This window comes from Streptomyces luteolus, from assembly GCF_029968015.1.
Taxonomy (GTDB): Bacteria; Actinomycetota; Actinomycetes; order Streptomycetales; family Streptomycetaceae; genus Streptomyces; species Streptomyces luteolus.
On record NZ_JASCIS010000045.1, the window covers coordinates 1 to 19,313 of the forward strand.

The following is a 19,313-nucleotide window of genomic DNA, read 5'->3' on the forward strand; positions in this document are numbered from 1 at the left end:
GAGTGCTGTTCTCGCTCCTCATGCTCTCCCGTGCAATGCGAAGCACGTAGCCCGCGATGGCGCCCGTTGCCGCACGCCCCCGTGCAGCTCCTTTCGCGGCCATGCCGCCCCCTGCACCCTCGGTCGTCCAACCCGTACCCACAGTCAGTCCTACTCCATCCCGGATGACCGTAGGTTCCAGATGCGGAATCAACCACCTCCCTTGAGGGGAGGGCGGGTTGACGCCGGAGCAGACTCCGCCCCGCCTCCCCGTCGGGTGGCGCGTCTCCACACTCCTGGAGGGATGGCCCCGTGACCATGACCGCGACTCGACCCCATGCATCTGGTGCCCCTGGCTACAGCGAGACGTGGCCGAGCGAGCCGGAGACGGCCGGCCGTTCCCGGCAGTTGGTCAAGGCTGCACTGAACACGTGGAACCTCAACGGCGATGTCGTGGAGCGGGCGGTGCTCGTCATCTCCGAGCTGGTGACCAACTCGGTCCAGCACAGTGGAAGCAAGCTTCTCCGATTGAGCGTGACTCGGATTGCTCCTGGCGTAGTTCGGCTTTCAGTGACGGACAAGTCGAGGAAGAAGCCCGAGATTCAGGCGGCGGGCCTGAGCGATGAGAGCGGACGTGGCCTCCACCTGGTGGACCTGCTCGCCGACGACTGGGGTGTTGTTGAGCGGGGGTTCGGCAAGACCGTGTACGCCGACCTGAACTTGGAGGCCCCGGGCTGATGGAGAAGCACAGCCGTCTTCCCCCCCGGAGGGGTGAGGGCGGACGAGGGTCGGCCTGGCGGCCCACACGAGGCTACGGGTAGGGGTGCGCTACCCGTACTCAAGGAATTCGTGACCAAGCACAAGAAGATGCACACGTGAGGAGGCAGCAGTGCGCACCTGGGAGTTCACGCTGATCATGAACCGGGGGCTGACGGACGAGGAAGAGCACGCTTGGAACTACTGGCCCGAGGCAGACAACCTGCTCGTGGACGGCAGCATCGGCCAGACGAAAGGCCCTCCCGGGACCAGCAGGATGGAATCGATGTGCCACATCGAAGCGTCCACGCTCCTGGAAGCCGTCTCCATCGCCACCCAGGAGATCCGCAAGGTGGCAGACGTCCATCCCGTGCGCATCGAGGTGGACGAGGAGCACCGCGGCGACCTCGAAGGGCTCGCCCGCGTCGCCTGACACCTGGCCGACCAGCCATCCAGCTCACTGACTGGGTGGCTGTGGCTGCCTCGGGCGCCCGTCGAAGGGGCTCCGAAGCACCAACTCATGCCGTTGACCTGAGAGTTGAGGTATCCGCCCGCAGGCGGTCGGAGTGGGGGCCTTTGCCGCGCGGCGGGCTTCTTCGGCGTAGTGCCGGACGGTCTCGGGGCGTAGAGGTGCGGTGTGTTGGGGCGGGCGGTCACCTCGGCAGGCGGCGCATTCGCCGCCGCGTAGCGCCTCGGCTCTCCCGGGGACGCGGCAGATGGTGCATTCCAGCATGCGGATGGTGGGCCGTCGTGGTGGGAGGACGGGTGGCAGCTTGTCGGTCAGCCGGATCTCGGCGATGCGCCGGGGTGAGTGGACTTCCGGGGGTAAGCCGGACGTGAGGGCATGGGTGATCCGGTCTCTGGTCGACCCGCGCCGCAGCCATTCCTCGGCGAGCGGAGCCAGAGCCGCGCAGTCGGCGGCGGAGAGGCTCATCCGGCTGTCGGCGAGGCCGAGTTCGGCGAGCAGGGCGTAGGCCTCGGTCGGTGCTGGCGGGGCGCTTGGGACAGCTGGGAGGACTGGGTCTTCGGGAACTGGGTCTTCGGGAGCCGCCGGCTCCCCGGAGTCGGCTTCCTCGCCCCGGGGCTCCTGCGGGCACGAGTTCACGTCCCGCCCCTCGACGTACGCGCTCCACCACTCGTCACCGTGCGCCTTACGGGAGAAGTGCGTGTAGGTCACCCAACGGCTCGCCCCTTCGGTGGCCACCCGCTCGCGGATGCGCCGCAGGTGTCCGGCCCGCGACAGCTCCCGCAGTGCGGTCCCGATCGAGGCCTGGCCTCGGGGGAGTTGGGCGGCTAGGCCCTTGATGGAGACGTCAGCGCCGTCGGGCATCCGGTCAATGTAGGCGGCGATGGCGGCAGCGACTGGCGACAACCCGTCAAAGTCGGTCGTACGTCGTGGCCCCTGACCTGGCACGGAACGTTTTCCGAAGCCGGATGCGGCCATGGGGTAGTCAGAGGAGGGGGCAGTATAGATAAGCTTGGCAACAGCCATGGATCGTCGTCCTGTTCGATCTGTTGGTCAGACCCCCGAAGGTGTTCACAGCACCGATCGGGGGTCATTTGCTTCTGCGCACGCTACACACCTTGATGGCATATGCGCAGCCAATCGCACATTAGTCATATCCCTTGCGCTTCAAGGCAGTTGAATCCGTAACCGGCGTTGGAACGCGCCAAGGCATGGAGGGAGGGAGGGTGGGTAAAACCTCCCTCCCCTTCCACACAAAGAGCGCTCGCCACCCAGCCCCGAAGTCCCTAGACCCGAGCATCGGGACGCGCACCGCTCCGCGGCCGACCGGCTGACGGCGTCCGGCTTCCCGGTGTTACGTTCGCTCGTATGACGCGCTCGGCATTACCAACTCGTCTCGATGACCTGCGGGTTGACCCCGTGGACGAGGTTCTGGACCGTGTAGAGACCTCGCTCCGGACGCACCTGGAGCGGGGCACTGTCGTACGGAAGCGTCGCTCGGTCGGGGCGCGGACGGACCGAGGCACGTGGGTGCGTATCGAGCGGCGCGGACTCGACAGGATCGGCCCTCAGGGCTGGAACGGGACCGAGTGCGCCGCGTTCCTGGACGGGGTCGTCCAGCCCGAGTGGCACGGCGGTGTGGTCTGGCGGGACGCGGCCGAGCCGGTGATGTGGCGGGCCGACGAGACCGACCTCCTGCCCGCACCTCCGATCGGCACGGCCGTACTGACCGAGGACCCGGTCCTCCCCGACGGCTGGTGGCCGCAGCTCAACGCCTCGCTCGACGCACTCATGGGGCAGCACACCCGGCGCATCGCGACGCCGGACACCATCACCATCACGCAGGCCGTCGTCACCAAGTCCATCCGCAGCGTGTTCGCCGATGACTTCGACACGACCGTCGAGGACTGGGTTCCCGCCCACGCGGACCTGAACTGGGCCAACCTGACCGCGCCGGCGTTCTGCCTCTTCGACTGGGAGGACTGGGGCAACGCCCCACGCGGCCTCGACTCGGCCTCGCTGTGGGCGAGTTCGCTCGCCGTCCCGGCCCTGGACGATCGCGTACGACGGGAACGGCACCGCGACTTCGAGAGCCGGGACGGCAAGCTGATGACGCTGTTCGCGGCGTCGAAGATCCTCGGGCCGCACGCGCATCCGGAGGACCCGAGGATCGAACCCGCTCGCATGGTGGCGGAGCAGATTACGGCGGAGCTTCAGGCCGGCTGACCGCGTGCCCGTCTCCGGAGGAGCTTTACCTGAGGGGGCGGAGCGCGCTCGGTCAGCCGGACAGGTGCACCCCGGGCAGGTCACCGAACTTCGCTTTCCCGTCCGTCGTGAGGATCGCCCGAGCCGTCGCGGCCGCAGTTGCCGCAATGATCAGGTCATGCGCTCCGCGCGGCTTGCCCGTGCTCCTGACGTACGCGAGCAACCGCGCATGCACCCGGGCGACGTCGAGCGTGTAGTCCTCGACCGGCACGGTCGAGAAGATGAGATCCGCGAATTCCTGACGCCGCTGCCTGAGCTGGGTGGTGCCTGCCCGCTCCACGCCCGTCAGCAGTTCGGCGGCCGTGACCGCGGCTATCACCACGTCGTCCTCGATGCCCACCGCGGCGAGATCCAGTTTGCCGCGTTCGGCCTCGATGAGTACGCCGGTGTCGAGGATCAGGCGTCCCATGGATCGTCCTCGGTCAGCAGTTCTCGCGCCCCCAGGACGTCGTCCTCGAAGGTGGGATCGTCATCCGGGTGGCGTTCGCGCCAGGCCGCGAGAGCGCTCACGAGCTCGGTGCCGTTGCTGACGGATGCGGGACCGATGGTGGCCAGGCGGCGGCCGCCACGCGTGATCACTATGGTTTCTCCCTTCTCCGCGCGGTCGAGGAGACTCGCGAAGTTCCGGGAGGCCTCGGAGGCTGTCATCAGCTTCATGGATTCAGAATATCTGAATCTCCCAGGTTACGACAGTACAGGCCCTGCCCCACGAAGCTCCCGGCACAGCCGATCCGTACGGCCGTACCGGGAGCACCCCGTGCAAGGGACAGGGACTAAGACCCCAGCGAAGCCCCCCCGTCCACCGTCAGCACATGCAGAGTGATCTGCTTCGCCTCGTCCGACAGCAGGAACGCCACCGCCGCCGCGACGTCCGTCGGGAGGGCGAGGCGGCCCGTGGGGATGCCTACGCGGTACTTGCCGGGGTTGCCCTCGAGCGTCCCCTGCGCGCTCGACTCGTCGGACCACATCGAGCGCAGCATCGGGGTGTCGGTGGAGCCGGGGGCGACGACGTTGCAGCGGACGCCGTGGCGGGCGACCTCCAGGCCGAGTGACTTGGTGAACATCGTCGCCGCCGCCTTGGACGCCGCGTACGCGGCCATGTCGGCGCGCGGGGTGGCGGCCGCGTTGGAGGCGACCGTCACGACGGCGCCCCGGGTGCGGGCCACCATGCGGCCGACCACGGCGCGGGAGAGGTAGAAGACGCCGTTGACGTTGACGTCGAAGGTCACCCGCCAGTCGGCCTCCGCGTACGAGACGACCTCGCCGAGGCGCAGTACCCCGGCCGCGTTGACGAGCATCTCGACCGGGCCGAGCTGTTCCTCGACCCGGATCACCGTCTTCTCGACCTGGTCGCTATCGGTGACGTCGGTGACGTACGCCGTCACGTCCAGGCCGTCGGCCGCCAACTTGCCGACGGTCTCCGTGAGTTGCTCCTCGTCCCGGTCGACGGCCGCGACGACGGAGCCGCGGCCGGCCAGTTCCCTGGCGACCGCCTCCCCGATGCCGCCGGCGGCGCCGGTGACGAGAGCCACTTGTCCTTGCATTTCCACGACCTCTTCTCGTCGCTCGGACCCGGGCGTCCCCGGGAGGTGCCCCGGCGAACCGGGAGGAGCCCCGGCGTCCCCGGGAGGTGCAGCCACGCGGCCGCAGGCCTACGGCTCATCCCGCCCACGCGGTCACGACGGACATCGCCTGGGCGGGCGTCAGACGCGGGTCGCAGTGGCTCGTGTAGCGCTCCCCGACCCGGTCGAGGTGGGCCTCGGTGCGCACGCACTCGGTGACGTCGTCGGGGGTGGTCTCCAGGTGCAGTCCGCCCGCGACACCGCCCGCCGACTCGACGGCGTACTTGAACGCCCGCACCTCGCGCTCGACGACCGGCACCAGGCGGGTCTTGTGGCCCGACGGGGTGCCGATGGTGTTGCCGTGCATCGGGTCGGTGAGCCAGGAGACCGGGTGTCCGGCGGCCCGGACCGCGGCGACCAGGGCGGGCAGCCGATCGCCGACCGAGTCGGCGCCCATCCGCGCGATGAGCGTGAGGCGCCCCGGCTCGCGCTGCGGGTCGAGGCGCTCGCACAGGGCGAGCAGCTCGTCCGGGGTCATCTTCGGGCCGACCTTGCAGGCGACCGGGTTGACGACCTTGGCGAGCAGGGCGACATGGGCGCCGTCGACCTGCCGGGTGCGCTCGCCGATCCACGGGAAGTGCGTGGAGGCAAGGAGGAGTTCACCGGTCTCCTGCTCGCGGACCATGGGGACCTCGTAGTCGAGCAGCAGCGCCTCGTGGCTGGTCCACACGGTCGACTCGGCGTGCCCGCGGCAGGCGCCGACCCAGCCGAGGTTGCGGGTGATCTCGCTGGCCGCCATGTAGCCGGTGAGCATCCGCAGCGGGTCGGGCCTGCGGCTCTCGGCGTCCGGGTCGGGCATGTTGACCATGTGCCCCCGGTAGACGGGGAGTTCGACGCCGCCGACGGTCTCGGTGTCGTTGGAGCGGGGCTTGCCGAACTGGCCCGCCATGCGGCCGACCCGCACCACGGGTTGGCGGGTGATCAGCTTGAGGGCGCCGGCGAGCAGGTCGAGTACGGCGGCCTTGCGGTGCACGTGTTCCGAGGTGCTCTCGTCGGGGTCCTCGGAGCAGTCGCCGGACTGCACCACATGGGCCCGGCCCGCGGCGACGCGGGCGAGCTGTTCGCGCAGGGCGCGCACGTCGGCTGCTTGCACCAGCGGCGCTCGCAGGGACAGCTCCTTGCGGACCAGCCGGGTCTGCTCGTAGTCGTTCCAGTCGGGCTGTTGCAGGGCGGTCTTGAGCCGTATGCCGAGCATGGTGTCGTCCACTGAATGTCTCCGAAAGGTACGGCGGCGGGTGCCGGTCGGCCGGATGTCTCAGGGCACGGATCGGGGCCGTCGCGGCCCCGGCCCATGGCCGGGGAACGGGTCCAGGGAGGCAGGACCCGATGGGGGATCGATCGTTAGCCGGAAATTTCAGGATTGCCAGAAGGGAGAGCGGACGCCGTCAACTCCCGCTCCACTGCGTCAAGTCGGCCGCTCACGGCAGGGCGCACCCCCCGTCGTGCAGCCATCGGCCGCTCACGGCAGGGCGCACCCCCCGTCGTGCAGCCACTCGACCTTGTCGTGGAGCTCGTCCACGGACAGGGCGGACAGCATGGCGTTGCGTTCCGCGGCCGCCGCGCCGGCGGGGTGGTAGAGCCTGCGCCCCATCTCCCGGGCGACGAGTTGCGTCCTGGCCGTGCGCTCACGCCGCACGGCGTTGTACTTCTCCAGGCGCTGCGGAACGTTGTCGCAGGTCATGTCGTGCAGCACGGACCCGAGGACGACGGCGTCCTCAAGGGCCATGCAGGCGCCCTGCGCGGCGTACTGCAGCATCGGGTGCGCGGCGTCCCCGAGCAGTGCCACCCGGTCGTCGGTCCAGTCGGCCACGGGGTCCCGGTCGCACAGCACCCAGGCCCGCCACTCGTCGCCCCCGAGTTCGAGGAGGGACCGGGCGGTGGCGCTCAACTCCGGGAACTGGCCGAGGACATGGGACCGGGACACGGGCTCGGCGACCATGGCGCGGGTCGCGCCGTCGTCGCGGGTGGCCGCCAGGTTCAGGTACTTGCCGCCCCCGATGGCGTAGTGGACGAAGTGCCACTTGGGCCCCGCCCACAAGGTCACCGTGTTCCAGCGCAGCTCCTCGGGGACCAGCTCCATCGGGATCACGGACCGGTAGATGGTGTGGCCCGAGACCCTCGGCGGGCCGTCGCCGACCAGCTGGCCGCGGAGCGCGGAGCGGATGCCGTCGGCGCCGATCAGGGCCGAGCCGGAGAAGCGCTCCCCGGTGCGGGTGACCGCGGTGGCCCGGGTGCCGTCCTGCTCGTACGCCACCACGTCATGGCCGGCGACCAGCTCGATCCGGTCCGAGGCGCGGCAGGCCTCGACGAGCGGCTGGAACAGGTCGCAGCGGTGCACGACGGCGTACGGGTTCCCGAACCGCTTCCGGTAGGCCTCGGTGAGCGGCATCTCGGCGACGCGTTCACCGCTCGTGCCGTCCATGAACCGCAACGCGTCGATGAACACGGCGCGTTCACGCACGGCGGCGCCGATGCCGAGCCGGTCGAGGGCGTGGAAGGCGTTCGGTCCCAGCTGGATTCCGGCCCCGTACTCGGTGAAGCACTCCCTGCGTTCCAGGACGGTCACCTCGTGACCGTGCCGGGCCAGGCTCAGGGCCGCGGCCAATCCGCCGATGCCGCCGCCGGCGACGACTGTCTTCGACATCGCTCTGTTGTCTCCTCGGTCTGTGTCCGGGTTGCTCACGTGCGGTGGTGGCGCCCTGTCGGACCGGCTCGCCGGATGGGTCCCATACCGGGCGGGCACCCGGCCCGGGAGCGATGGCGCGCGGCGGTCCTAAGCCGCTCGGCCGGCCTGGAGGCGGGCGGCGAGCTCGCGGCGCTTGATCTTCGATGTGGCGGTGCGCGGCAGCTCGTCGAGCTTCATCTGCACCGGCGGCGCCAGGGCGGCGGGCAGGTCGCGTACGGCCGCGCGCCAACGCCCGGGATCCAGGGGCCGGTCGGCGGCCGTGCAGACGACGGGTACGGGCTCCTGCCGCGCCCCGGGCACGAAGACGAGCTCGGTGAGTTCCGGCAGCCGGGCGAGGACGGTGTCCTCGGCCTCCAGGGTGGAGCGCAGCGCGGGGATCAGGTCGACCTCGCGGTCGAGCAGGTGCACGCAGCCCTGGTCGGTGAGGTAGCCGACGTCGCCCATGCGCCACCAGCCGTCGGTGAGCTGCTCCCGGTACCGCTCGTCCTCGCCGTAGTACGTCAACGCCCGCCCGGGGGTGCGTACTTCGATGTGTCCGGGGGTGTCGGGGCCCGGCTCCTCACCGCCGCGGCTGACGACCCGGATCTCGGAGGTACCGGGCATCGGGTGGCCGAGGCAGCGGCCGTCGATGTTCTCGGCGCCGTGTCGGGTGTAGGCGCGGCCGGCGAGCGGGCCGCACTCGCTCTGCCCGTAGATCTGGTAGAAGAGCGGCATCCTGCGGTCCGACGCGGCGAGCAGGTGCTGGATGGTGCCGGGGTGGATGGCGTCGAAGGTGCTGCTGAAGTACTTGACCCCGGCGAAGGGCCTGCGCGGGTCGGAGGCCAGCGGCTCCCACTCCATGAAGCTGTTGGGGTGCGTCTCGATCAGGCCGGGCCGCAGCTCGGCGCAGATCCGCGCCACGTGCTCGGCGTCGCCCTCGCGCACCACGATCGCGGGCATGCCGCGCGGCAGCAGCACCGCGAGCGCGAGGAACAGCCGGGAGTGCACGAACGAGACGTGGATCAGGGTGCGTTCGGGCTCCCGGAACGCGTTGGCCAGGCGCTCCTGCGGGCGCAGCCGGCCGAGCAGCGAACGCGCCGTGTGCACCACGAGCTTGGGCGTTCCGGTGGTGCCGGAGGTGTGCGTCATCAGCGCCGCGCTGTCGGGTGCGGTGCGTACGGCGGATACGGCGGGGGCGCCGGCGAGGTCCGCCAGGGACACCGCGCCCGGGTGCGCGCCGGCCGTGACGAGGACGCGGTCGGCGAGCTCGTCGAGCGGCAGCCCGGCCAGGTCGCCGGTGAGCTTGCCGGTGTCGGTCAGCAGGTGCGGGCGGCCGAGGCGGGCCAGCAGGCGCTGGACGGTGTCGGCGTCGAGGGCCGGGGAGAGCATCGCCGGGACCGCGCCGATCCGGGCGGCGGCGCAGGCGAGCAGGTAGAGGTCGAAGTTGGCGCTCTTGTGCAGCGCGACGTGGTCGCCGGCCCGCACCCCTGCCGCCCACAGCCGGGCCGACAGATCGGCGATGTGCCCGGCGAGCTCCGCCACGGTGAACGCGCGCGGTGCGTCCGGCAGGACGTCGAGGCCGTGGTCGACGACGAGCAGCCCGTCGGGGTGTGCGGCCGCGGCCTCCTCGACCATGCTGCCGAGCCAGAGACCGGTCCTGTCGTCGGGGTCCGTGGGCATGGGGCTCCTTCTCAACGGATGGGGTCGTGGCGGGAGTTCTCGGGCTTGGTGGGACTTCACAGGCTTGGCGGGACTTCTCCGCCGCGTGCGGCGGTCGAGGTCGGCATGCGGGCCCGGGCGACCGGTATCGGCCATGGCCCGGCGGGCCCGCCTTCACCGCGGGTGGCTCCGAGGCTGGTGAAGACGGTTCCATGCTGTGGATTCACGCCAATCGCGGCAACGAACGCATGTCCAGTAAGTCAGGTCGTACGGACGCCTGTTGAGGCCGCACGGACCGCCTGTTGGGCCGTACGACCGCGCCGGAACGCGGCACGCCCCCTCGACCGGACGGCCGAGGGGGCGTGGGGAACCCGCGGGAGGGGAGGGGGCGGAAGGGTCAGGCCTGCTCGTCCTGCTCGGCCTGCTCGGCCTGCTCGGCCTGCTCGGCCTGTTGGGCCTCCTGGGCCGCCTGGTGCCGGGCCAGGAACTCGGCGTACGGGTCCTCGCCGCTGCGGATCTTGCCCGCGAGCCCTTCGAGGACCATCAGCGTCGCCATGTGCAGTCCCGGCCCGAACGACACCCGGGCGACGCCGAGTTCAGCCAGGCGGTCCAGGGACGGGGTCTGCGGCAGGTACATGATGTTGACCGGTCCGGGGATGCGCTCCACGAGGGCGGCGATGGTCTCCTCCTCGGCCACGAAGATGGGGAACACCGAGTCGGCGCCCGCCTCCAGATACGCGCGGCCGCGCCGCACCGCCTCGTCGGTCATCTCCTGCGCGGGCGTGTCCTTCGGGTACGCGCCGGGCTCCCACACGTCGACGCGCGCGTTGATCCAGAGCGGTACGCCGGCCTCGTCGGCGGCCGCGCGCATGTCGGCGATCAGGGCGGCCTGGGTGGCGACGTCGACCAGGTCGGTCGAGGGGTACGCGGTGTCCTCGACGTTGCAGCCCGCCGCGCCCAGGTCGAGCAGCCGGGCCACTATGTCCTTGCCGGACATCCCGTAGCCCGCCTCCATGTCCACGGTCACGGGGACGTCGACGGCCTTGATGATCCGCCCGGCGGCGGCCAGCATCTCCTCGGCCGGGGCGGCCTGGAGGTCGGCGTGGCCGAGGCTGTCGGCGACGGCCTTGCTGCCCGTGGCGATCGCCGGGAAGCCGGCCTTGGCCAGCACCTGGGCGCTCGCCGCGTCCCAGGCGTTGGGCAGCACGAACGGCCGGTCGCCGTGGAGCGCCCGCAGGCGCTCCGCCTTCGCGGTCAGCGCCGCCACGTCCACCGTTGCCATGAGGTCTCCTCGCTGCTTTCGCTGCTGCTGTCGCTGCTGCTGTCGCTGCTGCTGTCGCTGCTGCTTTCGCTGCTGCTGTCGGTCGGCTGGTGTCCGGCCGTGGAAGGGGGGAACCCTCACACGACCGGCGCTCCCACGGCCGGTCAGCCTCTCCGCGGCGCCCCGGCGGCCACCAGCGGCGCGCGCCGAGTCCGTCAGGTCACGCCCGCCCCCCACGCGTACCGCCACCGCCCGCTCATCTCCCCCTGCCGGGTGAGGAGTTGACAGACTCCCGCCCGGGGCGGGCGCCGTGCGGGCGCCCGCTGCCACACTCCAGCACCGTGCGACGGCCGGTCACCGACAAGCACCAGGCCCCTTCGCACCGAGGCCCGGACCTCCCCTGTCATCGCCGGGCCTCCTTTCTTGGGAAAGGGCAGTGCCGTGACTATCACGAGCGTGGACGACGCCGGTACGGATCCGATCTGGGGCAGCGACCAGCTGGACCTGGACGCGTACCTGCGCCGGATCGACTATGACGGGCCGCGCTCCGCGACCCTGGACACCCTGCGGGCGGTGCACCGCGGCCACCTGGCCACCATCGGGTTCATCGCGGACGGCATCGACCGCGACCAGCTGCCGATCGACGTCAAGTCCGTGCAGGACAAGCTGGTGCACGGGGCGGAGGGCGGCTCCTGCTACGAGCACAACCTGCTGTTCGCCGCCGTGCTGACCCGGCTCGGCTTCACCGTGACCCGGCACCTGGCCCGGGTGCGGCGCGGCAACACCACCGACATCCGCTTCCGTTCGCACACGGCTCTCCTGGTCGGGGCCGAGGGCGGCGAGCGCTACCTCGCCGACGTGGGCTTCGGCGACGAGGGCCCGCTGGAGCCGATCCCGTACCGGCACGGCGCCACGCTCGAAGTGGGCGGCTGGCGCTGGCGCCTGGACGACGACGGCGAGGAGTGGGTGCTGCGCTCGATGCACGCGGACGGCTGGTTCGACGTGTACTCGTTCACCACCGAGGCGCAGTACCCGATCGACTTCGAGGTGGCCGCGCACTTCTCCATGACGAGCCCGCGCTCGGTGTTCATCGGCCATGTCGTCGCGATGCGGGTCGGCCCCGATGAGCGGCTGGTGCTGCGGGACCGCATCCTGGAGACCCGCCGCCCCGACTTCGACGACGAGCGCCGCCTCATCGCCGTCGACGAGATCGTCCCCACCCTCCGTGATGTGCTGGGGCTGACGATCCCCGACGAACAGGCGGCCAAGATCACCGCCCATCTGCACCGCGACCGCTCCGCCCGACAGTAAGAGGATTGACCATGAGGATTCTGATTGCCGGCGCCACCGGGGCGATCGGCCGGCAGCTGACGCAGCAGCTGCTCACCGCGGGCCACGAGGTCGTGGGCCTGGCCAGGTCCAAGGGCCGCGCCGCCGACCTGGAGAGCCAGGGCGTACGCATGGTGTACGGCGACGCCCTGGACCGCGCCTGGGTCATGGAGGCGGTCCGCGAGACGGCGCCGGACGCGCTCGTGCACCTGCTGACCGCGATCCCCGCGAGCCCCAACCCCAAGCGGGTGGACCAGGAGTTCGCGCTCACCAACCGGCTGCGCACCGAGGGCACCCGCAACCTGGTGGACGCGGCCGCGGAGGCGGGCGTGAAGCGGGTCGTCACGCAGAGCATCGCGTTCGTCAACGAGCCCGGCCAGGGCCCCGCCGACGAGGACGCGCCGTTCCTGAGCAACCCGCCCAAGCCGTACCGCCCGGTCCTGCAGGCGGTCGTGGACCTGGAGCGGATCACCAAGGAGGCCGGCGGCCTGGTGCTGCGCTTCGGCCACCTCTACGGGCCCGGCACCGGCTTCGCCGAGGACGGTTCCTTCGTGGCGCAGGTACGGGCCGGGAAGGTGCCCGTGATCAGCGGCGGCAACTCGGTGTTCTCCTTCACCCACGTCGCCGACGCGGCCTCCGCGATCGTGGCGGCACTGACGTCCGAGACGAACGCACCGGTCCTGAACGTCGTCGACGACGACCCCGCGCCGGTGCACGTCTGGCTCCCCGAACTGGCCCGCATCCTCGGCGCCGCCAAGCCCAAGGCGGCCCCCGCGGCCCTCGCCCGCCTCGCCATCGGCGGCTGGGGCGTCCTCTACATGACGGGCCTGCGCGGCGCGAGCAACACCCGCGCCCGCACCGCCCTGAGCTGGCAGCCCAGCCACACCTCGTGGCGCGAGGGCTTCGCGGCGGAGCTGAGCGGCACGGCGTCCGCGTAGTCGAAGGGCACGCATCTCTCCGAGGGGCTCAACCAGTCTGTGCAGCGGCTGTGTTGAGCCCTTCGAGCTCTACCCGGCTCGCAGGACGTCGACGAGTCCGGAGATCTGTTCTCCGGGGAGGTGCAGCAGAGCGGAGTCGGCGAGGCCGTCCGGTTCGAGGGGTACGTTCGTACGCCATGAGCCGGGGCGCCAGGGATGCCGGACGCGGTCACCGAATGCCTCGGTCTCGGCGAGCAGAGCGACGAGGCGCATGGCGTCGGGGATCGGCAGCTTCAGCAGCGCCCATCCACGGTGGTAGACGATGAACCCGTCGCCGCCGTAGCCAAGCGGCTTGGCGCGCAGGGCGCGTACGCCGGCGGTAGCTTCGCCGACGTCTTGGCAGCAGCCGGTCGTCATGAGGCCAAGGCTCCATAGCTCCCGTACGACGGGTGTCATTTCCTGGTCGATCTGGACACGTTCGCCGGTCGGGGTCGTGAGCGTCTCGAAGGGGTGGATCGTCGGGTCGGTCATCGCGTTCCCCTTGTGGTCAGTGTCGACGGTAGGTGGCCCACTGCGTGGCTGCTGCGGCGAGGCGCTGTATCCATTCGACCTCCGGGGCGTCGGCGGCGATCCCGTCCCAGAGACGTTGTTGTGCGGTGGCGAACACGTCGAGGTTGCGGGTAGGCGCGGTGGACCAGGCCGGGATTCTGGCAGCCCATCGCTCGGCGTCCTCGGGGGTGTGGTCGGCGGAGATGAGCCAGACGACCCAGCAGGCGGCGTCGATCCATGCGGCCCCGCGGGTCGGCCACGCCCAGTCGACGACCCTCGCGGCGCCCTCGACCATCAGCACGTTGTCGGGCGTCCAGTCGGTGTGCAGCACCGTGTCGCCGCGCAGCAGCTCGGCGTCGTCGGGACTGTCGACGTAGTCGGCCAGCCGCTGCTCGATCTGCTTCAGTTCGAGGTCGGCGGGGGCGCGTACCTGGGACAGAGCGACGATGGCTTCGGCGACGCGGGGAAGGTCACTGGAGCCGGGGCGGTAGTCGGCCGGTCGGCCGTCGAGATACTCGAAGGCGAGCAGGTTCCACTCGCCGTCGTCGTGGGTCCACAGCAGCCGTGGGGCGAGGGGCGAGACGTACGGGTTGATGGCTGCTTCGCGCTGCTGCGTCCATGCGCGCGGGTGGTCACAGCGCAGCCCTTTGACGAAGACGCGGCCCGTGCGGGTGTCGAGGACGGTGGCGATCTCGCTGTTCGCGCCCTTGGCGGCGGTCTTGGCGGCGTAGATGGGGCCGGTGCGGGCGGCGACGGCGTCGCGAGTGGCGGTGGGCAGGTCGGTCCATTGAAGGCGCATGGTCACCACGGGCGGAGTGTAGGGCTGGAGAAGGGGCGAGGCCGCCCGCGCGGGGCGGGCGACCTCAACGAGGCGTGGCTCAGTACGGGTTGTCGTTCCCGCAGCCGCGCATGACCTCGTTTCCGGCGACGGTGTCGAGGTCCTCGACGACGTCGAACTCGTCGTCGACCTCGGGCCGCGGGATGATCTCTACGGCGATGGCTGTCATGGGTGTACCTCCCTTCAGGCGTGTTGGCAGTAGCGGTCCAGGGACGAGCCGGCCTTGCGGTACAGCGTCACGAGCGGCATGCATGTGGTGCATGTCTGCTGGAGCGAGCAGCCACCGCACCCGCTGTGGCGCTGTAGTGCTCGGTCGGCGATGTCCCCGAGCCGGGACAGACCCGCGACCCCCTCTTGCAGGAGCGGGATCGGATGGTCGCGGGAGATCTTGCAGACGCTCGCCAGGCCGAAGGGGTTGACGTTCAACGACGTGTGGCCCGCGTCGCATCCGGTGAACGGGGTCCGGTTGTGCAGGTACTCGGGGGCCTGCTGCGCGAGGGGTTCGGCGTCGCCGGTGAAGCTCGGCGACATGTGGCTGTACTCGCGCACGCGGGAGGCGTAGCGGGCGGCGAGCTCGCGCATGGCGGGCGCCTCGTGGGCGTTCTCGCGAGTGACGACGACGCTCAGTGACAGGGGCAGACCGGCCTCCCGCGCGGCATCCAGTCCACGGACGAACTTCCGGTACGCGCCTCGGCGCCCGGTGAATCCGTCGAACGTGGCCTCGGTGGAACCGTAGACGCTGAGGGTCACGCGGTAGGGCCGTCGGGTGGTGAGCAGGTCGAGGATGTGCGGCCGTGAGAGGGTCGAGCCGTTGGTGAGGATCTCGACCATCATGCCGAGGTCGTAGGCGACTGCGTACGTCTCGGGAAAGTGCCGGTCGATGGTGCATTCGCCGCCCCCGAGCTCAAGCCAGAGAACCCCGGCGTCCCGCAGGATGTGCAGCAGCCTCTTGCGTGGCTCCCAGGCGAGGCCCTCGTGCCGCTTGGCGCCGTACACGCAGTGCGTGCACGCCCAGTTACAGCCGTTGTTGACCTCGTACGAGGCTCTGCCGTGCCCGTAGGGCGACGTGCCGCGGATGAGCAGGGCCTCGTCGGTGGGCCGGTCGGCGAGTTCGAGATCCCAACCGCGTCGCGCGACATTGCGCAGCCACGAGGGTAACGGGACACGGGCGGTGGCGAGTTGGCGTAGTTCGAGGTAGTGGTGTGCGCTGATCCTGACGCCGCGGGAGCTACCGGGGCGGAGCACGAGGTGCTCGTCGAGGAACGGGCTCACGATCAGGTCATGCGGGGATTCCCGCCGTGTCTTGGTCATGAGGGCTTCCCCACAGCAGCGAGCCGGAAGGCGGCCCAGACGATCTTTCCGGGGCCGTCGCGCCATGAGGTGCCCCAGTCGTCGGCGAGCGTCGCGACGAGCAGCAGGCCGCGACCCCGGTCCTCGTCCTCGGTGGCCTCACGTACCTGCGGCGTACGGTCGCTGGCATCGTGCACTTCGAGGCGCAGGGCGTCGGGCGTGACGGTGACGCAGAGACGGAACATGCGGCCGAGCGGGGTGTGTTGGAGTGCGTTTGTAGCCAGTTCGGACGTACAGACGAGGATGTCCTGGGCTCGGTCGTCCGGTACGCAGTCGGTGATCGCCTCGCGTACGAATCGGCGTGACTGCGGTACTGCCCTGCGGGTACGGCTGAACGTCCGCTCAGTGTGCACGGTCGGCGTCGTGCGGGCTCGTACCGGCTTGGCGAGGGTGGTGGTCGTCATCCGAAGTGCTCCGCTCCCAGGCACGGTGTCCGTGTCACCTCGGGGAGTATCAGGCTCGGGTGCCGGGCAGTAGGAACATGCCTGCTCCGTCGTCGCGTTCGCCATCGTGTCCCTCCGTGGTGTCGTCGTGCGATCACTCAACTGGGGAGCAGCGCGGAAGGGCCACGAATCATTCGCTGAGCGCATACGGTGAATCGCGAAGCGAGTACCGCTTCCGCACCGCGGGCTTACGACGCGTACCAAGTGGGGGAGAACGAAGCCGTGAACTGGTCCTCGCAGCGAATCCGGGAAGCGTCGAGAACAGGCGACTACGGACGGGTTGTGAAGCTCGCTCGAGTTGAGGCTCGCTTATCGCAGCGCCAGGTCGGGGAGGCGTGCGGGACAAGTCAAGCGGCGGTCTCGCGCCTTGAGGGGAGGGGCGTGGGGTCGTACGACACCGCCCAATTGGCAAGAGTGGCAAACCACCTTCAGATTCCCCCGCACCTCGTCGGCCTCGCTGACCACACGGCGGCAGTCGCTGCGCGGGGGGATGGAAACGGAACCGATGTGGAACGGCGCAGCTTTGTGGGAGGGGTCGCGGCGATCGCCGTAGCGCCTGCGCTTTCCATGGCACCCACGCAGCAGGCCTTCGCGGTGGATTCCGCGCAGGCGGCCACACTTCGCGCAGCCACGACAGCGTTTCGCCGTCTCGACGGAACGACGCCGTCGCGGCAACTCGTCGACACGGTGCTCTCGCACTTGCGGTTGACGCAGGCAGTCGCGCAGGACGCGGAGACCGACGAGGAGCGGGCGAGACTCGCGGCAGTCGGCAGTGAAGTCGCGAGCCTCGCCGGGTGGCTGCACTGGGATATGGGCGACAACGGGTCTGCCCGCACCTGGTACGGAGCATCGATCAAAGCTGCTCGCCGCTCAGCCAACCCCCTGCTCGCTGCCTACCAGTTGGGCAGCCTCGCCCAGTTCGAGGCGCACGCGGGCAACGCTGCACAGGGGCTCACCCTCACGCGGTCGGCACGTAAGCAACTCGGCGATGGCCTGCCGGCCATCGCGGATGCATGGTTGTCCGGTGTCGAAGCCTTGGCCCATGCTGCGGTAGGCGATCCAGATTCAACTGATCAAGCACTGACCGCAGCAGCTCGTAGGGCCGAGCAGGTCAAGCACGAAGAGGCGCCGCCCTGGCCGTGGGTCTTCTCCTTTACTGAGGCGAAAGTCGCAGCACTACGAGTTTCGTGCGGGGCACGTCTCGGGCTGCCCCGATGGATCTCAGGGGCGCGGGAATCAACGGCTGAAGTGATGGCTCCCGGGCATGACAAGCAACGTGCGCTGCTCATGCTCGACATCGCGTCGGGGCACCTCGCAGCAGGGCGCCTCGACGGCGCGTTCACCATGGCCGCCCGGGCGTTGGAGACGGGACTGCGGTACAAGTCGGGGCGCATCGTCGAGCGGGCGCGCGCTGTGCGCCGCTCGTACTCCGGGCCCACGCCCCCTAAAGTCGTGCGCGACTTCGACGACCGCCTGCATGGCGTGTTCCTGTGACTGAGAGGGGATGACTGTGCGTTTGGGGATCACCGGTCACCGTGGACTGTCCGCCCAGGTTGAACGGATGGTTCGCGACACCCTCGACAAGGAGTTGGAGCAGTACGACGCCGCCGAGCTGTGCGGGGTGTCGTGCATCGCAGACGGGCCTGACGCTTGGTTCGCCGAGGCCGTGCTCGACGGCGGAGGCCGGATCGAGGTCGTCGTGCCTGCCGAGCAGTACCGCGAGGGACTGCCCCACTCGCACCATGCCACCTACGACAAGCTGCTCGCGCGAGCCGCCGAGGTGCACCACACCGGCATGCGCGAGTCGACTTCACAGGCCCACATGGCAGGAAGTGAAGTCCTCGTCGGCCTGGTCGACCGGCTCATCGCCGTGTGGGACGGACAACCGGCTCGCGGCTACGGCGGGACGGCCGACGTCGTGACCTACGCGAGGCGTACCGGGGTTCCGGTCGACGTGGTGTGGCCTGAGGGCGCGACCCGGGACTAGCTGCTGCTCGCAGACCCGACGCGAGCACGGGCGTACGCGGTCATGGACGACCGGACGCAGCGGACAGGATCACGTCGACGAGTCTGTCCGCCGCGTCCGGTCGTCCATGCGCACGCGCCGCGTCCGCCATCGCCGCCCGTCGGGACGGGTCCAACAGCAGCGGGCTGACCGCTTCCCGCAACTGGTCCGCGGTGACTTCGCCCTCCAACGACAGGGCCGCACCCGCCTCCTGCAGAAGCCTGGCGTTGTGGGTCTGCTCGTTCCCCGCCGCGGAGGCGAGCGGCACGAAGACCGCCGGCTTACCCAGGGCGGTCAGCTCGGCGAGCGTGCCCGCACCACTGCGGGAGATCACGACATCGGCGAGCGCCAGGACGTCGGGAAGCTCCGGGCCGACGAACCCGGTGAGGTGATAGCGGCCCGCAAGCTCCGGCGGAAGCCCAGCCGCGAGCCCACGCAAGGATGCCACGTTGTCCGGGCCGCACTGATGCACCACGTTCGCCCGCTCCAGCAGCCACACCAACGCGTCCCCGACCACACGATTGATCTGCTGCGCACCCTGCGCACCACCGGTGACGTAGAGGGTCGGGAGGCGCCGGTCGAAGCCGGTCAGACCGAGCGTGCTGATCGCCTTGTCCGCTTGCCCGGCCAGGACCTCCGGCCGTACCGGGTTGCCCGTCACGACCGCCACAGGCCGTACGGCCTCCGGCAGCAGCGGCAGCGTCGACTCCGACGACACCGCCACGTACGTCGCCGAAGAGGCCAGCTTGCGGTTGGCGAGCCCGAGCCGGACGGTCTGCTCGTGCAGCACCAACGGGCGCTTGCACATCCGCGCTGCGAGCCCGGCCGGCACCGCCACGTACCCGCCCGTGGCGAGCACGACGTCCGGGGCGAACTCGGCGATCTTCTTCCGCGCCTGCGCGACACCCAGCGGCACCCGCGCCATGTCCTTCACATTGGCCGGGCCCAGCATCTTCAACGGATTGGACGAGCGGCGAATCTTCCCCGTCGCGACCGCCGTGAACGCGATGCCCTCGGCCGGAGCCACCCGCGCCTCAAGCCCCTCGGTCGTACCGATCCACAGCACCTCAAGAGCCCTGCCCTGAGCGGCAAGCCGCGACCGCAGCCTACGGACGGCGGTCAGAGCGGGATAGGTATGACCACCGGTCCCTCCCCCCGTCACGATCAGCCGGAGAGTATGTGGAAGGTTCGATTCGAGTTTCACAGCGG

At 70.3% G+C, this 19,313-nt stretch carries 21 protein-coding genes; 7 read left to right on the forward strand and 14 right to left on the reverse strand.

Annotation, left to right across the window (positions count from 1 at the left end; all coding sequences use genetic code 11):
- Nucleotides 1-297 precede the first annotated feature (297 nt).
- Nucleotides 298-717, forward strand: a complete 420-nt coding sequence (locus QIT00_RS31045; RefSeq protein WP_282538845.1) for an ATP-binding protein — start codon at nt 298-300, stop codon at nt 715-717.
- 151 nt (nt 718-868) lie between these two features.
- Nucleotides 869-1,168, forward strand: a complete 300-nt coding sequence (locus QIT00_RS31050; RefSeq protein WP_282538783.1) for a hypothetical protein — start codon at nt 869-871, stop codon at nt 1,166-1,168.
- 24 nt (nt 1,169-1,192) lie between these two features.
- Here QIT00_RS31050 and QIT00_RS31055 read toward each other — a convergent pair whose 3' ends face one another.
- Entirely contained in the window at nt 1,193-2,065 is an 873-nt protein-coding gene (locus tag QIT00_RS31055) for a hypothetical protein (RefSeq protein ID WP_282538784.1), read from the reverse strand.
- Between the two features lie 504 nt (nt 2,066-2,569).
- On the opposite strand from QIT00_RS31055, the gene QIT00_RS31060 reads away from it, so the two are divergent.
- Nucleotides 2,570-3,427 carry a hypothetical protein gene (locus QIT00_RS31060; protein ID WP_282538785.1) on the forward strand — a complete coding sequence of 286 codons (858 nt, stop codon included), beginning with the start codon at nt 2,570-2,572 and terminating at the stop codon, nt 3,425-3,427.
- A gap of 52 nt (nt 3,428-3,479) precedes the next feature.
- Here the strand turns inward: QIT00_RS31060 and QIT00_RS31065 are convergent, their stop codons facing one another.
- From QIT00_RS31065 to QIT00_RS31095, 7 genes are all read right to left on the reverse strand, one after another.
- Entirely contained in the window at nt 3,480-3,875 is a 396-nt protein-coding gene (locus QIT00_RS31065) for a PIN domain-containing protein (RefSeq protein WP_282538786.1), read from the reverse strand.
- Nucleotides 3,863-4,123, reverse strand: coding sequence for a type II toxin-antitoxin system Phd/YefM family antitoxin (locus QIT00_RS31070; protein ID WP_282538787.1), 261 nt, complete (start codon nt 4,121-4,123; stop codon nt 3,863-3,865). Before QIT00_RS31070 ends, QIT00_RS31065 begins: the two co-directional genes overlap by 13 nt.
- A gap of 116 nt (nt 4,124-4,239) precedes the next feature.
- Nucleotides 4,240-5,010, reverse strand: coding sequence for a 2,3-dihydro-2,3-dihydroxybenzoate dehydrogenase (locus QIT00_RS31075; RefSeq protein ID WP_282538788.1), 771 nt, complete (start codon nt 5,008-5,010; stop codon nt 4,240-4,242).
- A gap of 115 nt (nt 5,011-5,125) precedes the next feature.
- A complete protein-coding gene (locus QIT00_RS31080) occupies nt 5,126-6,295 on the reverse strand; it encodes a 3-deoxy-7-phosphoheptulonate synthase (protein WP_282538789.1) in 1,170 nt (389 codons plus the stop codon).
- A gap of 252 nt (nt 6,296-6,547) precedes the next feature.
- Entirely contained in the window at nt 6,548-7,732 is a 1,185-nt protein-coding gene (locus tag QIT00_RS31085; protein WP_282538790.1) for a 3-hydroxybenzoate 6-monooxygenase, read from the reverse strand.
- 129 nt (nt 7,733-7,861) lie between these two features.
- Entirely contained in the window at nt 7,862-9,433 is a 1,572-nt protein-coding gene (locus QIT00_RS31090; RefSeq protein WP_282538791.1) for a class I adenylate-forming enzyme family protein, read from the reverse strand.
- Between the two features lie 376 nt (nt 9,434-9,809).
- Nucleotides 9,810-10,694 carry an isocitrate lyase/PEP mutase family protein gene (locus tag QIT00_RS31095; protein ID WP_282538792.1) on the reverse strand — a complete coding sequence of 295 codons (885 nt, stop codon included), beginning with the start codon at nt 10,692-10,694 and terminating at the stop codon, nt 9,810-9,812.
- A 420-nt stretch (nt 10,695-11,114) separates the two neighbouring features.
- Here QIT00_RS31095 and QIT00_RS31100 point away from each other — a divergent pair, with 420 nt between their 5' ends.
- The gene (locus QIT00_RS31100) at nt 11,115-11,984 is read left to right on the forward strand and encodes an arylamine N-acetyltransferase family protein (protein WP_282538793.1); all 870 of its coding nucleotides are present in this window, start codon (nt 11,115-11,117) and stop codon (nt 11,982-11,984) included.
- A gap of 11 nt (nt 11,985-11,995) precedes the next feature.
- Nucleotides 11,996-12,940 carry an NAD-dependent epimerase/dehydratase family protein gene (locus QIT00_RS31105; protein WP_282538794.1) on the forward strand — a complete coding sequence of 315 codons (945 nt, stop codon included), beginning with the start codon at nt 11,996-11,998 and terminating at the stop codon, nt 12,938-12,940.
- Between the two features lie 69 nt (nt 12,941-13,009).
- Here QIT00_RS31105 and QIT00_RS31110 read toward each other — a convergent pair whose 3' ends face one another.
- The 5 genes from QIT00_RS31110 to QIT00_RS31130 form a co-directional block, all read right to left on the reverse strand.
- Entirely contained in the window at nt 13,010-13,450 is a 441-nt protein-coding gene (locus QIT00_RS31110; protein WP_282538795.1) for a hypothetical protein, read from the reverse strand.
- Nucleotides 13,451-13,466: 16 nt separating this feature from the next.
- Entirely contained in the window at nt 13,467-14,267 is an 801-nt protein-coding gene (locus QIT00_RS31115) for a phosphotransferase family protein (protein ID WP_282538846.1), read from the reverse strand.
- Between the two features lie 79 nt (nt 14,268-14,346).
- Nucleotides 14,347-14,475 (reverse strand): hypothetical protein, encoded by a 129-nt coding sequence (locus QIT00_RS31120; RefSeq protein WP_282538796.1) that lies wholly within the window; start codon nt 14,473-14,475, stop codon nt 14,347-14,349.
- A 14-nt stretch (nt 14,476-14,489) separates the two neighbouring features.
- Nucleotides 14,490-15,617 carry a radical SAM protein gene (locus QIT00_RS31125; protein ID WP_282538797.1) on the reverse strand — a complete coding sequence of 376 codons (1,128 nt, stop codon included), beginning with the start codon at nt 15,615-15,617 and terminating at the stop codon, nt 14,490-14,492.
- Nucleotides 15,614-16,060: an ATP-binding protein gene (locus QIT00_RS31130; RefSeq protein WP_282538798.1), complete on the reverse strand. Its 447-nt coding sequence runs from the start codon at nt 16,058-16,060 to the stop codon at nt 15,614-15,616. Before QIT00_RS31130 ends, QIT00_RS31125 begins: the two co-directional genes overlap by 4 nt.
- A gap of 321 nt (nt 16,061-16,381) precedes the next feature.
- Between QIT00_RS31130 and QIT00_RS31135 the strand changes: the two genes are divergently transcribed.
- Entirely contained in the window at nt 16,382-17,593 is a 1,212-nt protein-coding gene (locus QIT00_RS31135) for a helix-turn-helix domain-containing protein (protein ID WP_282538847.1), read from the forward strand.
- Between the two features lie 67 nt (nt 17,594-17,660).
- On the forward strand, nt 17,661-18,086 hold the full coding sequence (locus tag QIT00_RS31140) for a hypothetical protein (RefSeq protein WP_408909892.1): 426 nt from the start codon (nt 17,661-17,663) through the stop codon (nt 18,084-18,086).
- 40 nt (nt 18,087-18,126) lie between these two features.
- On the opposite strand, the gene QIT00_RS31145 is transcribed toward QIT00_RS31140, so the two are convergent.
- The gene (locus QIT00_RS31145) at nt 18,127-19,266 is read right to left on the reverse strand and encodes a UDP-N-acetylglucosamine--N-acetylmuramyl-(pentapeptide) pyrophosphoryl-undecaprenol N-acetylglucosamine transferase (protein ID WP_282538799.1); all 1,140 of its coding nucleotides are present in this window, start codon (nt 19,264-19,266) and stop codon (nt 18,127-18,129) included.
- Nucleotides 19,267-19,313: the final 47 nt, after the last annotated feature.

Excerpts from the sequence above, each read along its gene's own strand:
- QIT00_RS31045 (WP_282538845.1), top strand. The coding sequence starts at position 298 with ATGACCGCGACTCGACCCCATGCATCTGGTGCCCCTGGCTACAGCGAG.
- QIT00_RS31110 (WP_282538795.1), bottom strand. The coding sequence starts at position 13,450 with ATGACCGACCCGACGATCCACCCCTTCGAGACGCTCACGACCCCGACC.
- QIT00_RS31105 (WP_282538794.1), top strand. The coding sequence starts at position 11,996 with ATGAGGATTCTGATTGCCGGCGCCACCGGGGCGATCGGCCGGCAGCTG.
- QIT00_RS31085 (WP_282538790.1), bottom strand. The coding sequence starts at position 7,732 with ATGTCGAAGACAGTCGTCGCCGGCGGCGGCATCGGCGGATTGGCCGCG.
- QIT00_RS31070 (WP_282538787.1), bottom strand. The coding sequence starts at position 4,123 with ATGAAGCTGATGACAGCCTCCGAGGCCTCCCGGAACTTCGCGAGTCTC.
- QIT00_RS31075 (WP_282538788.1), bottom strand. The coding sequence starts at position 5,010 with ATGCAAGGACAAGTGGCTCTCGTCACCGGCGCCGCCGGCGGCATCGGG.
- QIT00_RS31115 (WP_282538846.1), bottom strand. The coding sequence starts at position 14,267 with ATGCGCCTTCAATGGACCGACCTGCCCACCGCCACTCGCGACGCCGTC.
- QIT00_RS31140 (WP_408909892.1), top strand. The coding sequence starts at position 17,661 with ATGGTTCGCGACACCCTCGACAAGGAGTTGGAGCAGTACGACGCCGCC.
- QIT00_RS31130 (WP_282538798.1), bottom strand. The coding sequence starts at position 16,060 with ATGACGACCACCACCCTCGCCAAGCCGGTACGAGCCCGCACGACGCCG.
- QIT00_RS31095 (WP_282538792.1), bottom strand. The coding sequence starts at position 10,694 with ATGGCAACGGTGGACGTGGCGGCGCTGACCGCGAAGGCGGAGCGCCTG.
- QIT00_RS31120 (WP_282538796.1), bottom strand. The coding sequence starts at position 14,475 with ATGACAGCCATCGCCGTAGAGATCATCCCGCGGCCCGAGGTCGACGAC.
- QIT00_RS31090 (WP_282538791.1), bottom strand. The coding sequence starts at position 9,433 with ATGCCCACGGACCCCGACGACAGGACCGGTCTCTGGCTCGGCAGCATG.
- QIT00_RS31055 (WP_282538784.1), bottom strand. The coding sequence starts at position 2,065 with ATGCCCGACGGCGCTGACGTCTCCATCAAGGGCCTAGCCGCCCAACTC.
- QIT00_RS31060 (WP_282538785.1), top strand. The coding sequence starts at position 2,570 with ATGACGCGCTCGGCATTACCAACTCGTCTCGATGACCTGCGGGTTGAC.
- QIT00_RS31125 (WP_282538797.1), bottom strand. The coding sequence starts at position 15,617 with ATGACCAAGACACGGCGGGAATCCCCGCATGACCTGATCGTGAGCCCG.
- QIT00_RS31065 (WP_282538786.1), bottom strand. The coding sequence starts at position 3,875 with ATGGGACGCCTGATCCTCGACACCGGCGTACTCATCGAGGCCGAACGC.